The 15,179-nt window shown below is 61.0% G+C and carries 19 protein-coding genes; 4 read left to right on the top strand and 15 right to left on the bottom strand.

Annotation, left to right across the window (positions count from 1 at the left end; all coding sequences use genetic code 11):
- Positions 1 to 181: 181 nt before the first annotated feature.
- The 4 genes from ACVJ5M_RS32285 to ACVJ5M_RS32300 all read right to left on the bottom strand — a co-directional run bounded on the left by ACVJ5M_RS32285 (position 182) and on the right by ACVJ5M_RS32300 (position 4,072).
- Positions 182 to 1,261 (bottom strand): NAD(P)H-dependent flavin oxidoreductase, encoded by a 1,080-nt coding sequence (locus tag ACVJ5M_RS32285; RefSeq protein WP_063984227.1) that lies wholly within the window; start codon positions 1,259 to 1,261, stop codon positions 182 to 184.
- A 10-nt stretch (positions 1,262 to 1,271) separates the two neighbouring features.
- Complete coding sequence (locus ACVJ5M_RS32290) at positions 1,272 to 1,985, bottom strand: SDR family NAD(P)-dependent oxidoreductase (protein WP_063984228.1); 714 nt, start codon at positions 1,983 to 1,985, stop codon at positions 1,272 to 1,274.
- Positions 1,986 to 2,122: 137 nt separating this feature from the next.
- Positions 2,123 to 3,082, bottom strand: a complete 960-nt coding sequence (locus tag ACVJ5M_RS32295) for a helix-turn-helix domain-containing protein (protein ID WP_231144527.1) — start codon at positions 3,080 to 3,082, stop codon at positions 2,123 to 2,125.
- Positions 3,083 to 3,262: 180 nt separating this feature from the next.
- A complete protein-coding gene (locus ACVJ5M_RS32300; protein WP_063984230.1) occupies positions 3,263 to 4,072 on the bottom strand; it encodes a LytTR family DNA-binding domain-containing protein in 810 nt (269 codons plus the stop codon).
- 120 nt (positions 4,073 to 4,192) lie between these two features.
- On the opposite strand from ACVJ5M_RS32300, the gene ACVJ5M_RS32305 reads away from it, so the two are divergent.
- The 3 genes from ACVJ5M_RS32305 to ACVJ5M_RS32315 all read left to right on the top strand — a co-directional run bounded on the left by ACVJ5M_RS32305 (position 4,193) and on the right by ACVJ5M_RS32315 (position 6,292).
- The gene (locus ACVJ5M_RS32305; protein WP_063984231.1) at positions 4,193 to 5,164 is read left to right on the top strand and encodes an alpha/beta hydrolase family protein; all 972 of its coding nucleotides are present in this window, start codon (positions 4,193 to 4,195) and stop codon (positions 5,162 to 5,164) included.
- Positions 5,165 to 5,329: 165 nt separating this feature from the next.
- Positions 5,330 to 5,698 carry a hypothetical protein gene (locus tag ACVJ5M_RS32310; protein ID WP_283018592.1) on the top strand — a complete coding sequence of 123 codons (369 nt, stop codon included), beginning with the start codon at positions 5,330 to 5,332 and terminating at the stop codon, positions 5,696 to 5,698.
- 27 nt (positions 5,699 to 5,725) lie between these two features.
- Complete coding sequence (locus tag ACVJ5M_RS32315; protein WP_063984233.1) at positions 5,726 to 6,292, top strand: hypothetical protein; 567 nt, start codon at positions 5,726 to 5,728, stop codon at positions 6,290 to 6,292.
- Positions 6,293 to 6,696: 404 nt separating this feature from the next.
- On the opposite strand, the gene ACVJ5M_RS32320 is transcribed toward ACVJ5M_RS32315, so the two are convergent.
- The 7 genes from ACVJ5M_RS32320 to ACVJ5M_RS32350 all read right to left on the bottom strand — a co-directional run bounded on the left by ACVJ5M_RS32320 (position 6,697) and on the right by ACVJ5M_RS32350 (position 10,380).
- Positions 6,697 to 7,110 (bottom strand): hypothetical protein, encoded by a 414-nt coding sequence (locus ACVJ5M_RS32320; protein WP_245328455.1) that lies wholly within the window; start codon positions 7,108 to 7,110, stop codon positions 6,697 to 6,699.
- 307 nt (positions 7,111 to 7,417) lie between these two features.
- Complete coding sequence (locus ACVJ5M_RS32325; RefSeq protein ID WP_063986510.1) at positions 7,418 to 7,852, bottom strand: bleomycin resistance protein; 435 nt, start codon at positions 7,850 to 7,852, stop codon at positions 7,418 to 7,420.
- Between the two features lie 325 nt (positions 7,853 to 8,177).
- Entirely contained in the window at positions 8,178 to 8,507 is a 330-nt protein-coding gene (locus tag ACVJ5M_RS32330) for a GcrA family cell cycle regulator (protein WP_084795217.1), read from the bottom strand.
- A gap of 82 nt (positions 8,508 to 8,589) precedes the next feature.
- Positions 8,590 to 9,231 (bottom strand): glutathione S-transferase family protein, encoded by a 642-nt coding sequence (locus ACVJ5M_RS32335; protein ID WP_063984235.1) that lies wholly within the window; start codon positions 9,229 to 9,231, stop codon positions 8,590 to 8,592.
- Positions 9,232 to 9,382: 151 nt separating this feature from the next.
- Positions 9,383 to 9,562, bottom strand: coding sequence for a hypothetical protein (locus tag ACVJ5M_RS32340; protein ID WP_063984236.1), 180 nt, complete (start codon positions 9,560 to 9,562; stop codon positions 9,383 to 9,385).
- A 152-nt stretch (positions 9,563 to 9,714) separates the two neighbouring features.
- Complete coding sequence (locus ACVJ5M_RS32345) at positions 9,715 to 10,020, bottom strand: hypothetical protein (protein ID WP_063984237.1); 306 nt, start codon at positions 10,018 to 10,020, stop codon at positions 9,715 to 9,717.
- Positions 10,021 to 10,164: 144 nt separating this feature from the next.
- The gene (locus ACVJ5M_RS32350; protein ID WP_063986511.1) at positions 10,165 to 10,380 is read right to left on the bottom strand and encodes a dodecin family protein; all 216 of its coding nucleotides are present in this window, start codon (positions 10,378 to 10,380) and stop codon (positions 10,165 to 10,167) included.
- A 272-nt stretch (positions 10,381 to 10,652) separates the two neighbouring features.
- Here ACVJ5M_RS32350 and ACVJ5M_RS32355 point away from each other — a divergent pair, with 272 nt between their 5' ends.
- Entirely contained in the window at positions 10,653 to 11,045 is a 393-nt protein-coding gene (locus ACVJ5M_RS32355) for a cupin domain-containing protein (RefSeq protein ID WP_063984238.1), read from the top strand.
- A gap of 886 nt (positions 11,046 to 11,931) precedes the next feature.
- Here the strand turns inward: ACVJ5M_RS32355 and ACVJ5M_RS32360 are convergent.
- Genes ACVJ5M_RS32360 through ACVJ5M_RS32375 form a run of 4 tightly spaced genes read right to left on the bottom strand, consistent with a single transcriptional unit; the run spans position 11,932 to position 15,131 of the window.
- Complete coding sequence (locus ACVJ5M_RS32360) at positions 11,932 to 12,639, bottom strand: hypothetical protein (protein WP_063984239.1); 708 nt, start codon at positions 12,637 to 12,639, stop codon at positions 11,932 to 11,934.
- Positions 12,636 to 13,073 (bottom strand): acyl-CoA thioesterase, encoded by a 438-nt coding sequence (locus tag ACVJ5M_RS32365; RefSeq protein ID WP_231144522.1) that lies wholly within the window; start codon positions 13,071 to 13,073, stop codon positions 12,636 to 12,638. Before ACVJ5M_RS32365 ends, ACVJ5M_RS32360 begins: the two co-directional genes overlap by 4 nt.
- Positions 13,073 to 13,981 carry a fumarylacetoacetate hydrolase family protein gene (locus tag ACVJ5M_RS32370; RefSeq protein WP_063984241.1) on the bottom strand — a complete coding sequence of 303 codons (909 nt, stop codon included), beginning with the start codon at positions 13,979 to 13,981 and terminating at the stop codon, positions 13,073 to 13,075. Before ACVJ5M_RS32370 ends, ACVJ5M_RS32365 begins: the two co-directional genes overlap by 1 nt.
- 43 nt (positions 13,982 to 14,024) lie before the next feature.
- Positions 14,025 to 15,131 (bottom strand): cupin domain-containing protein, encoded by a 1,107-nt coding sequence (locus ACVJ5M_RS32375; protein ID WP_063984242.1) that lies wholly within the window; start codon positions 15,129 to 15,131, stop codon positions 14,025 to 14,027.
- Between the last annotated feature and the right edge of the window lie 48 nt (positions 15,132 to 15,179).

The raw sequence follows: 15,179 nt of genomic DNA on the forward strand, positions 1-15,179 counted from the left end.
GGCCGGGCGTTTGAACGGTGGCGCGAAAGTCAGCCGCAATGTCTGCCGATGGCCCATCCCTGCCGACAGCGCTCCTCAACGACAGGTCAGCTTCGCAGGGTAAACCCGGCGCGCCGATCCGCAGCGAACCACGCCGGACTTCGACCCAATTCGGACTTTGGTTGGTATCCCAGGCCGGACATCAGCTGCCTCCAGACTTGGTGGCTTCCCGCACGAGGACGTCCATCAACATTTTGGCGGGTATCTCGCGGGCAAGCGCCGCCGCCTGACCTGACCAGAGTGGCGTGAAATCGGAGCTTCCATTCTGCTCAGCCGCAGCACGCAGCGGCGACAGTTCGCCCATGGGCAGCGGAAAGTCCGGCGCCGCGTCCGACCAGGGACCGATCTCGGCGGCAAGGCGATTGACCAGAACCCTCGCGGGTCGCCCGGAGAACACGTTGGTCACGACAGTCCGGTTCAACCGCGCGTTTCGCAGGGCCTCGCGATGGAGCGGGGGCGTTGCCGACTCGGCACAAAGCAGAAAGGCGGTTCCAACCTGCACGCCGGCGGCCCCGAGTGCGAACGCCGCTGCGATCCCTCGCCCATCCCCGATCCCGCCGGCTGCGATCACGGGCACGCTGACGGCGTCAGCGACTTGTGGCACAAGGGCGAACGTGCCGGCCTGTGAGGCGATCGCGCGCTCGCTGTTAGAATCGAGGAATGAGCCTCGATGTCCTCCGGCTTCGTACCCCTGAGCGATGATCGCATCGGCACCATGCTTTTCGAGCCAGCATGCTTCGTCGACTGTCGTCGCCGATGAGATCACCTTGCAGCCGGCTGCCTTGACCCGATCGACCAATCCGGGCTCGGGCAAACCGAAATGAAAGCTTACCACCTCCGGCCGGACCTGTTCGACTACGGCGGACGCGGCATCGCCGAACGGAGCGAGATCGAGGCGCGGTGCAGCCGTTGCGGGGGCGATGCCCAGTTCGCGATAATACGACGAAAGCTTCTCATGCCAGGCACGCTCGCGAGCGGCGTCCGCCTTTGCCGCATCGTGGCAGAAGAAGTTGAGATTGATTGGTTTCTTCGTCAGTCGCCGTAGCTCGGCAACGGTCTTTGCAATGAGTTCAGGCGTCAAGACAGCGCAGCCGATCGAGCCCATGCCGCCGGCATTCGAGACCGCGGCTGCAAGGTCTACCGTGCCCAATCCGGCCATCGGTGCCAGCACAATCGGATGCTCGATCTTGAACAATTCAACAAGACGTCGGTTAGACCACATCGCACGCCTCCTACCAGTGGCCGGCGGACGCGCCGCCATCGACATGCATGATCTCGCCGGTGACGAAAGCCGCTCGCTCAAGATACATCACGGCGTCGACGACCTCCTGTATCTCGCCCATGCGGCCCATCGGCTGCAAGCTTGCTAGGAAGCCATGCGCCTCCGGCGCATGCATAGGGGTCGCGATCGCACCAGGCGATATGGCATTCACGCGGATATTCCGGCTTGCGTACTCGATCGCGAGCGAGCGGGTGATCGCGTTGAGACCGCCTTTGGTTAGCGCCGCGAGCGCCGCCGCCAGGGACGCCATCGGCTGCTCGGCGATCGTGGCCGTGATATTGACGATGTGACCCGAGCCCGCGAGCAGCATCCTCGCCGCCACCCGCTGCGTCAGATTGAAAAAGCCCGCGAGATTGACCCCGACCATCTTGGCGAAGTCGGCCTCAGAATACTCGGTAAAGGGCTTCGCAATGAACAGGCCGGCATTGTTGACGAGCGTATCGATCCGTCCGAAGCGCTCGATGGCCAGTTCCACGATGCGATCGGCCGTCTTTGCGCTGGCGATATCGCCATCGACCGCGGGCATCGACGGATCGTCGCTCCTGCCGATCGAACGAGAACTGGCAACGACGTGATAGCCGATATCCCGGTAGGCCTCGAGCAATCCTGCGCCAATGCCGCGCGATGCTCCGGTGATGATGGCAACCTTCCGTTCGGACGTCATATTCGCTTCTCCTTCACGCAAAGTGCATGGATGGGCGAACAGTTACCCTGATCGAGGCAATGCCGCTTTGCATCGCCTGCTCAGCTATTGTCATTTCCTGCCGTCGGTGGATGCAGATCGTTACATCGGTAACAAAGTCAAGCCAGCCGGTTTCGCCGATATTGCGCCGGTGTCTGGCCCGTGGCTCGCCGGAATGCGCGGGTGAAATTGGCCTGGCACGAAAACCTGAGCCCGAGGGCGATATCGACCAAGGCCCGGTCCGCATCGCAGAGCAGATCCTTGGCGCGTTCGAGGCGCCTTGCACTGACATGCCGATGCGGCGATTTGCCGATGGCGGCCTTGAACGCGCGCGCGAAATAAAACTCGCTCAGGCAGGCAACCGAGGCCAGCCGCGCTACCGTCAGATCGCCCTCCAAATTGGCTTCGATATAGTCGAGCACCCGCGCCAATCTGCGTCGGTCGAGCCCTTCCCCTGCGGCCGGCATGACCAGGCCGGACCGCGGCGCAGCATGATTCTGGATCAATCTTGCCACCAGACTCAATGCCAGGGTTTCGGCGAGCAGCCTGCCCGCGGACGTCTCGTGTTCCAGTTCGAGCATGATGGCAAAGGCCATCTCGGCAAGCAGTGGATCGCGGAAGCCGCCCTTGTGGCGGAGTGAATCGATCGCCGTCGCGTCGAACCCTTCACCCAGATCATGCGACAAGAACAAACCGGTCGGTAGGTAAAGATGCAAAATCGCGGGCACCGGCTCGGACATGTCGATCAGGCCTTGCTGCACGCCGGCCGGACGAAACCAGATGGTTCCACGTTCGGAGATGGTCGAGTCGATGGCCCCGTCCAGCCGACGCGTGACAACGGACCGACTACCGCGCACATCAACGCAGATCTCGGCATCAGGCTGGGGGTTATTCCAGGCAACCGTACCGCGGTGGCTGCGAAGCTCTGCCGTGAGATTTGACCAACCTCGCGTGGCGGATGAGGCCAGCAGCCCGGCGACGCCGTATTTATTGGAGCTGCGTTCGCCTGACGGCGTCGGCCGAGATGTCAATTCCTGATTTCGGCCAAATAAATCCACGCCGGCGTCACCTTTGGACATGCTGCGGGCTCGACGGCGTTAATGTGGTCGGACTCGTGGCTGACCGCAACTCTCGCCCCCGCCCTATCACGCATCTGCGATCAGGCAGTGTAGCCGCTCACTTCCGTTATTGGCCCCCAACCGACGTTGCCACGCTGCTGCCGACCGCCAGCTTTTGACCCACAACGGACATGGCCTCCGTCATAGGGGCAATATTTCTGTTTCAGTGCTGCGGCCCCCCGTCGAGCTCTCGTTCGTCAACCAGCCCGCCTCCCGCACGATGGCGACGGCTGACCGGGCGACCGGGGCCGTGATTCCATTGACGAGCTGCAGTCGCAGATTGCGACCCTCGGTAACGGCCCGCACGACCGCCTTCCTCGCGACCCACCAGGAGCGATGTACCTGCAGGCCATCGGCATTTTCGAGCGCCATCATTGCCTGGTTAAGCGTTGCCAGTACAAGGCGAGAGTTGCCGGCGGTATGGACGCGTACGTAGTGGTCCTCCATCTGCAGGCAAAGCACCGCGGAAGGTGGCGCACCGAGTAGCCCGAAAGCGGTTGGCGGCGCTTCGCCGGCTTCCTTGGCCTGTTGCCGGCGATGTAACCGGGCCTGCATAAGAAGGGTGAAACCGAGCACAATCGGCAAGGCGGTGATCAGCCCCTGCAAGTACCAATCGAGTGGTCGTAAGATTTTCAGGAAGGGCCATATCGATACGGCGATCGACACGACCCAGATCTGGAATGGCGCGTTCAGGATGACGACGCCGAGGAAGATCGACATCCAGGTCATCGCCGGGTTCAGGCGGAGCCGCAGCACCACCCGGATGAGCGATCCGAAAAGGAGGATTCCGGGTAAGAAGCAGGCGAGTTGAAACACCACGCGCTGCCAGGTCGGTCCGTTCAGATAGCTACCAAACGGTCCGATCAGGCCGAAAAAGATGGCGCAGACGCTCGCGATCGCGAGGTCAACGGCCCAATCCCGCAGAAAGTCACTCCGGCGCGCTTCGCTCATAAGGCCATTATAGTGGCGGTTTGCCCGCCGGCGAACCCATTTGCCCGTTGGCGAACAATTGCTGGCGCAGGCCTGTGCCGTTTGCTGGATCCTTGGCGTCCCACTCGCCGAGAGGTTCCCATGCGCTACACGATTGCATATTTTTTCGCCGTACTCATCGCAGTCACCGCCGGCCAGGCCGACGCCGCGGTCGGGTTCCGGCATTTCAGCATCGACGATCCGCAAGGCCCACCTATCGAGGTGGGCGTCTGGTATCCGACCACGATGCCCCCGAAGCTGGAGGCGGTCGAGACCGATCAACAGATGGTCGCCCGCGACGCGCCGCTTGAGGGCACCGGTCTTCCGCTGGTGGTCATATCGCACGGTCACGGAGGCTCCTATGCCGGGCACCTCGACACCGCCACGGCCCTGGCCAATGCAGGATTCGTCGTCGCCGCTCTTACGCATAATGGCGATAGCTGGCGCGACCAAAGCCGTCCGACCGCAATCTGGGAACGGCCACGGCAATTGAAGCTGCTCACGGACTACATGCTGGGCGCATGGGGCGACCACGGGCGCCTCGATGCCAATCGCGTTGGCGCGTTCGGCTTCTCGGCTGGCGGCTTGACGGTGCTAGCGGCCGCCGGCGGCGAGCCGGACCTTCGGACCCTTCCGAGCCACTGCAAGGCGCATCCCGCCTTCGAAGACTGTCAGATCATGGAAGAGCACCCGTTGCTGCCGGATACCGATATCGTCTGGACCCACGATCCGCGACTCAAGGCGGTGGTCTCCGCCGCGCCCGCTCTCGGTTTTACCTTCGGGACCAACGGTCTGGCGGCGGTGCTCCAGCCGGTGCAGCTCTGGCGGGCCGAGGATGATCAAGTGCTACCACACCCCTATTATGCGGAAGCCGTTCGGCTCGCGTTGCCGACGCCACCCGAGACGCACGTCGTGGCTGACGCCGGGCACTACGACTTTCTGAAGCCGTGCTCTGCGGACCTGGCAACCCGCATGCCGGCAATCTGCACAAGCAAGCCGGGCTTCGACCGCGCTGCGTTTCATGAGCGCTTCGACCACGACATCGTCGCCTTCTTCAAGCGGACGCTGCAGTAGCAGGTTTTGAAGTGGGATGTCCGTTCCTGGCCGTTAGTTGACATTCCCGCGCTCAGAGCGAACGTCCCCTCATGACCCGAAGCGGACATTACGGATATTGGTGGCTGTGGAAATCGACGTGACTCAATGCTCACCTCCTGAGTTGCAAGCGGAACGACGCAAAGCATGAAGAGCGGCACAGGGTCACTGCACCCATGTGCCCCGTGCTTCATCCGAACAACAGGAGAATTGCATTTTTCACAGCGCATTCGGTCAGGACAGCTGACGGTGCGCGCTGCGTATTCCGGGCATGACGCTGACGTTCGCCGCGTTCCATGCTATTATGCCAATATTCCAGGTCGTTCGGTCGAGCCTTGTATTGAGGTCAAAACCGATGATTGGAGCCACCATCCCCACATACTTCGTCAGTCCAAGGCGAAGCATCAAGAAAGCATGATCACGTTGACGCTCGGCGCCGGCGTGCAAACTCGATTTGACAGGAGAAAGCATACGCCGGTCGATTTCAACTCGCGGCAGTTCACGGCGGAGACCTGAACCGCCGCTTGATCTAAGGAGGCACTCATGAACTCCATCAACGTGCGCATAGTCCCCACAGTCACCGCAGCGATGAGACTCACCAAAGCAACGGCTTTTGCTGCTGCGCTCGTGTCCTTTGCCCCCGCGGCTGTCGCGGGAGAGCCGATTGAAAAGAAGGGGACTACTCCTTATGTGACGCACTTTATTTTTCGGCCCTTGATGAGCATTGACACCGCCGAACTCGGCAAGGCCACTACGCTGGAGGCGGTCGGCACCACTCAAAACATGAAGGGAGAGAAGATGCTGGACAAGATGTCAGCACGCTGCGTGGCGCTGAACGTCGCGTCCGGAGACAAGAAATACATTGACGGCGCTTGCGTGCTCGCCGACAGCGACGGCGACAAGATTTTCTCGACCTTCGATACTCGAGACCTCGACAAGGCCCAGCCGAAGATGGATTGTGGAACGCATATCATCACCGGCGGCACCGGTAAGTATAAGGGCATCACCGGAAGCGAACCATTTGCGTGCATAGCTATGCCTGCGCTGGCTGGCTCTGGCGATTATTTTGCGATGGACATCCCGCACAACACGTCCTGGGAAATCAAATGATCCTGAACCCGATGTCGCCGTAAAGATGGTTGTTGAGGCGGCCATCAATTGCTGAACGAGAGCCCAGCCCACCACAGCTGGGCTCTTCTTATGTTCGTAATTTGGGTCAGATGGTCCGCTTGTGGCCCCAAGCGGTCGACCCGGCATGTCCGCTAGATGTCCGCTCCTTGGGGGTGAAGCAGACTTGATATGCTCAGCCCGAGTTCTTCCGGGTGTGACCCGAAGGCGAAGTCGCCGCTGTCCGTATGCATGTCCGTTAATGGGGGGCTGAGCCGACTCGTTCTGCTCGCGGCGAGTCTTTCCGTTGATGAGTCGGCCCATCGCCTAGGTTGCTGCATCCAATATGTCGCTGAGCGACGCGACCGATCATACGTCCGACGGCAGTGGATAGCATTGTTGCCTGATCAGTCATTCGCGCCGACGTCCGTAAAAAGGAACCCCGCCGGCGTCTTGGTAAAGACGAAGATGAGCTCGCCGCAGAAGACGAAGTAATTGTCATTGTTCTCTTGATCGCGATCGTAGACGGCCTTGCCGCGCTGGACACACGCGCGATTTTTCGGCGTGAACGAGGTCGGATAGGTCTTGGCGCGAAATTGCGCGGCGTCGCGAATTGCGCTGTCGTTCATGAACGGCAATCGTGTCATACCGGCGACGGCGGCGGAATCGTTTGTCCTCAGCGCCGCGCGAAACTTCTCGATGAAGCCATCGAATTCCTTCTGCAAGGCAGGAGAAGCGACGGCTTTCTTCGGCGCCTGGGCGACGGCTGGAGCAAGGTTCACGAGAGCGGTTACGAGCATAATTCTCAGCAAAAATCCCACGGGTCGGCTCCGTCCATCGTCCAATCAAGGTCTTCCGACCGATCCAAATCCGTGGTGTTCTGTTGCGTCAAGGACTTTCTGGCTCGCCGGCGCAGCGTTAACCCCGCCCAGGCATGGACCAATAGCATTTGCCGGAGCATGCGCTGGCATGTTTTGCCGCGCTCGCTTATGGCCCTCAGCCGAAGGTCAATTGAGCGCGTGTCATGTCGGCTGTCAGGGGCAAACCGGACGCCGATACAGCTTGGCGCCCACTGCTGCTTTTGACCCTTAGCGGACAATCTCCAAGTGGGATTGGTGGGTCGAAAAGCTATCTTTTTCCCAAGTCTTGCGCGAAACGCAGAAGGTAGCCGTCGGGGTCCTGCACCAAAAACTGCCTGTTGCCTCGCTCCTCACCGGCGATCCGATACCAAGCATCGTGACATTCCCCGAAGAGCGGCCATTGTGCCTTTTCCAAAGCATCGAGAAGTGGCGCGACGGAGCCGACAAAGATTTGGAAGTTGATACCGCGCCCCAGTGGTCGTTCTAAAGCACCAGTTTGCCAATGGCCGCTGTGCTGTCTGAGCATGACCTGCGCACCCTGAAACTCCAGGTACACAAATCGACTTTCAGGCCGCTGATAGGCGATACGGAAACCAAGGAGGTCGCACCAAAAGGTCGTGCTCTGTTTGAGGTCGAACACATCCATTTCAGGGACCAAGTGAGCAAAACCGCCAGTCGGTAATCTGTCTTCTGACACAGCCATAGCCTGCAACATCCTCACTCGTGTCGTGCTCGCAAAAGATCGACCCAATTCTGATGATGGGCAATTCTAACATATCTTCCCGTGTTGGGACTGTCTGATAGACAAGCGGCTGTCGAGGCGATGTCTGCTTTTGGCCCGTTTGAGACCTGGCGAGGGGTACTAAAGATGTTCGCTCACTGGGGCTGACCGGAAGTCGTCTCGGGAGAACCAAACCGACGCGATTGACCCGAAGCAGACCTAGGCTTGGGGAATGGTCACGACAGCCGAGCCGTTCGAGCTGGACCAGGGCACGGACGCGGAGCGTAACGCCCGTCGTGGTTAGCGCTTAGCCAGTGTTCCTGACCGCCTCAGCTAGAATGGCGTACAGCTGCTGCTTGCTGAATTCCTTGGGCTGCTGTTTCTCTGCGGTGCTCCGCGACACCTTCTTTTCTACTCGACGTACCAGGGCGGCCGACGACGCCGGCCTTGGCTTCGGGGGCGGCCTTATCTTGGGTCTTGCTGTTGGCGGCTTGTGGCCACGCTTCAAGCCCGAACGGGTTAACATCCCGCAGACCGCGTTACGGCTACACCCGAGACGGCGCGCAATCTGTGCCGCGCTCTGTCCTGCGGACCAGAGCCTTTTGAGCAGCGCTACGTCTTTCGCATCCCAGCCCATAAGAGATTATAGCGCGGACTGGCCGACACTGGCTAGTCCAAGCCGCTCGTGGGAATCCCTTCTATGGATTCACGACTTGGCTCTACAACGCCGGTGATCGCTCCGCCCAAGCCTTGGTGGCTTGGCAGATTTCCATCGCCCGGGCGTAGGCGGGGCGTGCCGTCGTGCGGGCGAGATAGGCACGCTCGACTGAACCCGGGGTATAGTTGCTGGTTCGCAGACCAAGCAGGAGAGCGTAGCTCACTGAAATGTCAGCAGCAGTGAAGCGGTCTCCGGCGAGAAATGGACGATTTGCGAGACGCTGGATGACCAATCCCAGCCGGCTATGAAAGGTCTCCAGTGCCCAGATTGTGACCCGGGCGTTTCGCTCTGCTGCGGGGGCGAATGCGCGACCGACGATGACGGCGTTCATTGGTCCAGCGAGCCCGGCCTCTCCCAAATGGAGGAATTGCAGATAGGCGGCGAAGGCCGGATCATCCGGGGCGACGGCGAGCGGGCTCGGGCCGTGGCGGGCGAGCAGGTATTCGAGGATCGCGATCGACTCGACCATGATCATCTCGCCGTCCTGCAGCGCCGGGATAAAGCCGGCGGGGTTGATCGCAAGAAAATCGGGATCATTCTCGACAGCGAACAGATCGACCGGGCGCAGCCGATAAGCCACCCCCAATTCCTCGAGCAGCCAAACGACACGGAACCCACGACCTTCGCCATAGACAGTGAGCATACTTGAGCGTCCTTACGTTGGCTTAAGTGCCTTAATTCGCAGGAGCGAGATTTCCACACCTGCTGCTATCGCTCCGACACGATATGCACAAGGTTCGTCGAATACACGGCATCATGCAGCGCCGGTCCTCCCTACTTTATGGGTTCACGGCCTAGTCTTCATCCGGCTCGCGTACGACTGCCGGTTCGTCGGCTTCATCCTCCTCTTCGTCGCCCTCTTCGTCCTCCTCGTCTTCATCAGGATCTCGGGGCGGCATCGCGGTGCCCATAGCTACGAGCGGCGTCCAGACGGTCGCCGTGATGAAAAATGCTTCGAAATCGTGTTGCCTCATGTTGTTACTCCTCGAAAAGCATGAGCAGTCGAATATTCCTGACCGACGACATCCGGATGTCCAGGGCGCGATCGCTCCTGCGCGACGGCGACCAGATCGACGGCAGCGGCAGGGGCCGGCACCCCACACAACTGGCGGCGTTTACGAGTACTTCATGCCGAGGACGCATCAGGTTCTATATTTACCAACACTTCGCCGGCAGTGATTTCGGGATCCCCAAGATCGAGGTCGTGCAGACTTGCTTGAATAAACTCCATTATCCTGGCGTTCGCTGCATTGGCGCTTTCGCGGTCCTCGAATATCATCACGGCGACACCAACGCCGTCGCCCCCATCCAGCACGTAGTAAGATCTGAATCCGTGCGATTGCTTCAGGATCTGACCGACGCCGCTCTTGGCGCGGCGGGCAGCGTCCGCGACCGAACGAACCCTGGTGTACTTGCGAATGACGATGTACATGAGGCCACCACGCGTTGCAGTTCCCGTCCCACGCATCAAAGCATACCGGCTCCCGGTCGGACCAGGGCGCTGCTTCCCGAATGGCCGCGCGCCTTTCTCCAGCGAGCCAACCTCGCCCCGCAAGCGGGGGCGAGGTGCCGAGGCTCAGGACCCCTCGAACTTGAACGAGACGTTGAGCTTGGCGCGATAGGACTCGACGTTTCCCTTCTCATCCAGTTGCATATCGAGCTTGACGACCTCTGCAATGCGAAGATCCCGGAGAGTTTTTGCAGCTTGCCCGACCGCATTGGCGGCCGCCTTCTCCCATGAGTCACTGCTGGTACCGATCAGTTCAATGACCTTGTAGACGCTATCAGGCATATCGTCCTCCTGTTCGGTCTGAAGCAGGAAGCAGGTGCTCCCCACCGTTGTGAAATCTAGCATCAGGATGTCGGCGCTGATACGACGCGATACGGTCCCGGACGCCGCCCGGGGGCCCGATAAGGACAAACCGCATTTGGCGGGGATGGCGGCTTTTGGCCCGAAGCAGGCCGTCGCCCGTAGCGGACCATCCCATCAGAGCCGTGATCACCCTCGCCGCGGTCATGGTAGGGTGGTCTTGTTCTTGCTGGCGAGCCAAAAGGTGACAGCCGATGAAGTGTCTTCGGATATACGCAACCCCGGACGGTGAATCTCACTTCGGTGAGGTGGAAATCCCCATGACGGCAAAGCTGACCGTTGCTCCCGGTGCCAAGCCGTTTCAGGTGTCCCAGCGCTATCCCGCGTCAAGCATGGAGGTTACTCAAATTCCTGCCGGTATGCGACAGGTCGATTGGCACACCGTTCCCGCGCGGGTATTGACTGTGAGACTGACTGGCGCGGTCGAATACGAGACGAGCGACGGCGAGGTGCGGCACGTCTCTGCGGGCGAGTTCGTGTTGGTGGAGGACACACACGGAAAGGGCCATCTGTCTCGTCATTCCCCAGACGAGCAAACCGTTCTTTGGATCAGGCTACCCAACGGCCTCGATTTGCCGTCCCCATAGTTTGCAGGGATCGCCATCGCCCACGACGCCGAAAATCTGCAAATGGGCTCATCGCCGACAAGGCGGGCCGCGGCTGTTGTCAGCATCTGCCCCAAAGCGGACGTCAACCGTCGATGCCGGCAAACCCGCTCGGTGACCACGGTCGCTATGCCTCTGTTGGTGACGGCTGCAATCCTAAGGGCTCGCGTGGCGCTGAGCGGGAGGCGATGGCAAGACTCGGAATCGCGCCCCATCGTGTCGAATAGAGGCCGTGCCGAAACCGGCGTCGCTTGCGCCAAGATGTAGGATGGGTAGAGCTCTTGCGAAACCCATCGCCCCCGGCACGCCGATGCAGCGCCCGTGTCATTCTTTAGCTCGATGCCGTTGCGAGGATCAGGTTTGATGGGTTTAGCTTCGCTCTACCCATCCTACGAACTACGTCAGTGTCAGCACGCCTTAAAGGTGGGACGGCACCCCTGCCGCCATGAATAGCGGCCGTCACAACGGTTGCACTTCCATAGAAAGCCGTTGTTACACTTGATCCTGGTGATGCAGTAGTTCTTGTATGCTGCAGGCGATTGCGCTGAGGCAGAGGCGATGCTGAGCGCAAGTGCTCCGACACTCATGGTCGCAACCAGGGCGACGAGAGCAAATGGTTTCGCTATCGTAGTCATGGTCGGTCCCTCCCTGGAGGCATGACAATCCCCGCATCAGAGTCGCCCCACGTTGCGATGATAGCAGAATTCACACGAGCAGGCGCTAAGATTGCTGGGTAATTTCGTCGCAATCTTGGGGTGTTTACAAAGGCTACCGGCATAGCGAGTCCGGCGCGATCTGACGGCCAAAGCGGACATCTGGCGATCCATCTCAATTCACGGCTCACGCCATCGTTTTCACGCTCTCGGCTCTAGCGCTTCGGCCGCACCACCCGCGTCAGCATCGGAAAATGCTTGTTGCGGCCTGCGAATGGCGGGAATTGGACGAAGTCCGCGCGCATGCGCTTGATCACGTCGGAGCCGAGCGCGTGCGCGAGGGCTTGCGGGCTGTCGAACACCAGCTTGTTGCGCTGCATGTGCTCGACGCGCTGCGACGGCAGCCGATCGATCCAATCGATCCGGGTGTAGATCTCGATCTGGCGAACATCAGGGAAGGTTCGCATGATCGATGGATGATGCTCGAGATAGTGCAGGTTCCAGGCGTTCATGTCCTCCGCCGGTCCGGGATAGTGCACGAGGTAGCTGCACGGAGTGGTCGTGCCGGCCGGATGTTCGGCGACGTCGACGGCAAACGCGCGTGTCAGCATGACCTGGTGCGTGACGTCCAAGCCGGTGAGGCTCGCTAGTCCGCCCCCCGTCGCGAGACCGGCAAGGATACCGCCGCGATCCATCGCCGCCTCGCAGGCGAACAGGTCGGGAAACCGGAGTTGAAGCGCAAACACCGGGCCGGAGCCATCGGCCTTGTAGGGATGATCGACCGACTGTTCGAGCGGCGTGAACAGCAAGCCCTCGGTCATGTCAGGGATCGATCCGACCAGCTCCGCCACGGCGTCAACCTCGTCGGGATGAATTCGTCGTTCGCCTGCCGGATCGGAGAATGTCATGAAGAGCGAGATCATGCGGGCGTTGCCTCGGTGCCCTCGCCCACGCTCACATGCGCCATCAGCGCGGCGCGAATGTCATCCGGCCACGGGATCGCATGGTGATCCACCAGCGACGTCGCGGCCAGGATCTGGCGCGCGCGCCAGCGCATGCCGTTCGCGCCGGAGACGACATGCTCCAGATGGAGCGACGATCCGCCGACCCGGCTGATATGCAAGTTGAACGTCAGGCGATCGCCGAACATCGACGGCCGGGAAAAGTCGCAGGACAGATGCACCGTGGGTGTCCCGATCTTCCGGACCGTGATCAGCTCCGGCCATGGAAATCCAATTCTCGCCCAGAAGTCTTCGACGACCCCATTGAGGATGTTCAGGTAAGACGGGAAGTACGCGATCCCAGAAGGATCGCAGTCTCCGAATCTGAGCTCGCGATCGAACGAGAACGTCGTCATCAGATCGCGACGACCGGATGCCTGATGACACCGACCCCGTCGACCCCCGCTTCCACCACGTCACCCGGCCACAGCCATTCCTGGGGAGTCCTGCCGGCGCCGACGCCTTCCGGCGTTCCCGTCGCGATGATGTCGCCCGGTTCGAGTGTCATGCCCGACGAAATGTCGGAAATCAAAACCGGGATGTCGAAGATCATGTATTTGGTATTGGAGTCCTGCTTCATGACCCCGTTCTTGGTCAGCCACAGCCGCAGGTCATGCGGGTCGGGAATTTCGTCCGCGGTCACGATGCAGGGGCCGAACGGCGCGTAGGTGTCCATGCCCTTGGAGAAGATCCACTGGCCGGCGCGGCGATTGTCGCGCGCGGAAATGTCGATCATCACCGAATAGCCGAAGACGTGGTCCATCGCCTTGTCGGTCGCGATGCGGGTTGCGGTCTTGCCGATGATGACGGCGAGCTCGACCTCCCAGTCGAGCTGCTGCGTCATCTTCGCATTGTGCTGGATCGCGCCGCCGGGGCCGATCACCGACGTCGGCGGCTTGGAGAACACGACCGGCTGCTTCGGCAGGTCCTTGTCGGTATCCAGGCTCTTGGCGGACTCCGCCACATGCGCACGGTAGTTCAGCCCGATGCCAAAAATGTTCTTGCGGGGCCGCGGGATCGGGGCCTGCAGCTTCACGTCCTCGAGCGGAACGGCGGAGCCGGCCGGCAAGCGTCCATCCGCATCGTCCAGACGCTCCTTCAGCGCCGGCAGCAGCGTCACGCTGTTGTCGATGAACGACAGCATGTCGCTCGGCCATGCAAAGCCATGCGACGCACCGAGGTGCTCGACGTCCACGACCAATCCGTCAACGAGGACCCCGAGGCGGGCACCACTGGAGCCCAAGGTGTAGGTAACAAGGCGCATGCAGCTTTATCCGGCTCTTTCGGTTGAATTCTGTGCGGGGACGTCAGGCGGCAACTGGCTGATGGCCGGCGTTGTCGCCATAGGCCTCTTCCCGGTAGAAGCCGAGACTCTCGATGACGGGCAGATCGTTGAAGCAGAACAGGCAGGCGTCCTCGCTTCCCGAAGCATTGCCGTGCTCGTGCCAGGCCCAGGAGGGAACGCAGAAGATGTCGCGTTCCTGCCACTCGAAACGCTGGCCGGCGATGATCGAATAACCGCGCCCCTTGGCGACCTGGTAAATGAAGCTGCCGGTGTGCCGATGCGACTTCGTCTTCTCGCCCGGCCGCAGCAGCTGCATGCTCGCGCCGATCGTCTGCATCACGTGTCCGCCGGAGATCGGATTGACGTAGTTCATGAGAATGCCGTCATAGGGCGAACCGTCGGTCGCAGCGGCATATTTGCGCAAGGACTCGTAGGTCGGCTCCCACTCGTATTTGAACATCGGGGAATAGCCCTTCGACCATTTCGAATCCGCCGGCCGAAGCCCGGGATTGCCCCAGGTCTTGGTCATGTCGTCCACGGGATAGCCGGATTCTTCCTGTTGCACCTTGGGATGGACCGCAAAAAAATTCGCCTCCAGCGCGTTGACGAGCGGGATGTCCAAACCGTCCTGCCAGATGCACACCGAGCCGTTGGCTTCGACGCCATGCTCGTGCCAGGTTCCGTTCGGCGTGAGCACGAAATCCCGCGCCCCCAGCGTCATCTTGTGCCCATCGACGATGGTGTAGGCGCCCGAACCTTCCATGATAAAGCGCAGGGCTGAAGCCGAGTGCGCGTGCGCGGTTGCGACCTCGCCGGGATGCATCACCTGCAATCCCGAATAGAGCCAGCCGACCGCCGCCGACACATCGCGGCGGCCGGGATTGTTGAGATAGATCACCCGCCGCCCCGCCTTCTCCGGCGAGACCAGCTCGACCGAGCGCAGCACGTGCTCGCGCAGATCGTTGTAGCGCCAGAGCACGGGAACGGAGGCCGATTGCGGCGCCCACGGCTCGATCTTGTTGGCGACCGTCCACAGCGCGCCGGCTTCGTACTTTTCGAGGTCCTTGTAATAGGCCTTGAGCTCGGGGGTGTCCTCGACATTGGCCCGGCCGATCACGTTCTCGCGCATCCTGTCCTCCAAGTCCTGTCTCGTCGCGCCGCTCTATCGACGCGCCCA

This window comes from Bradyrhizobium sp. S3.7.6, assembly GCF_054061875.1.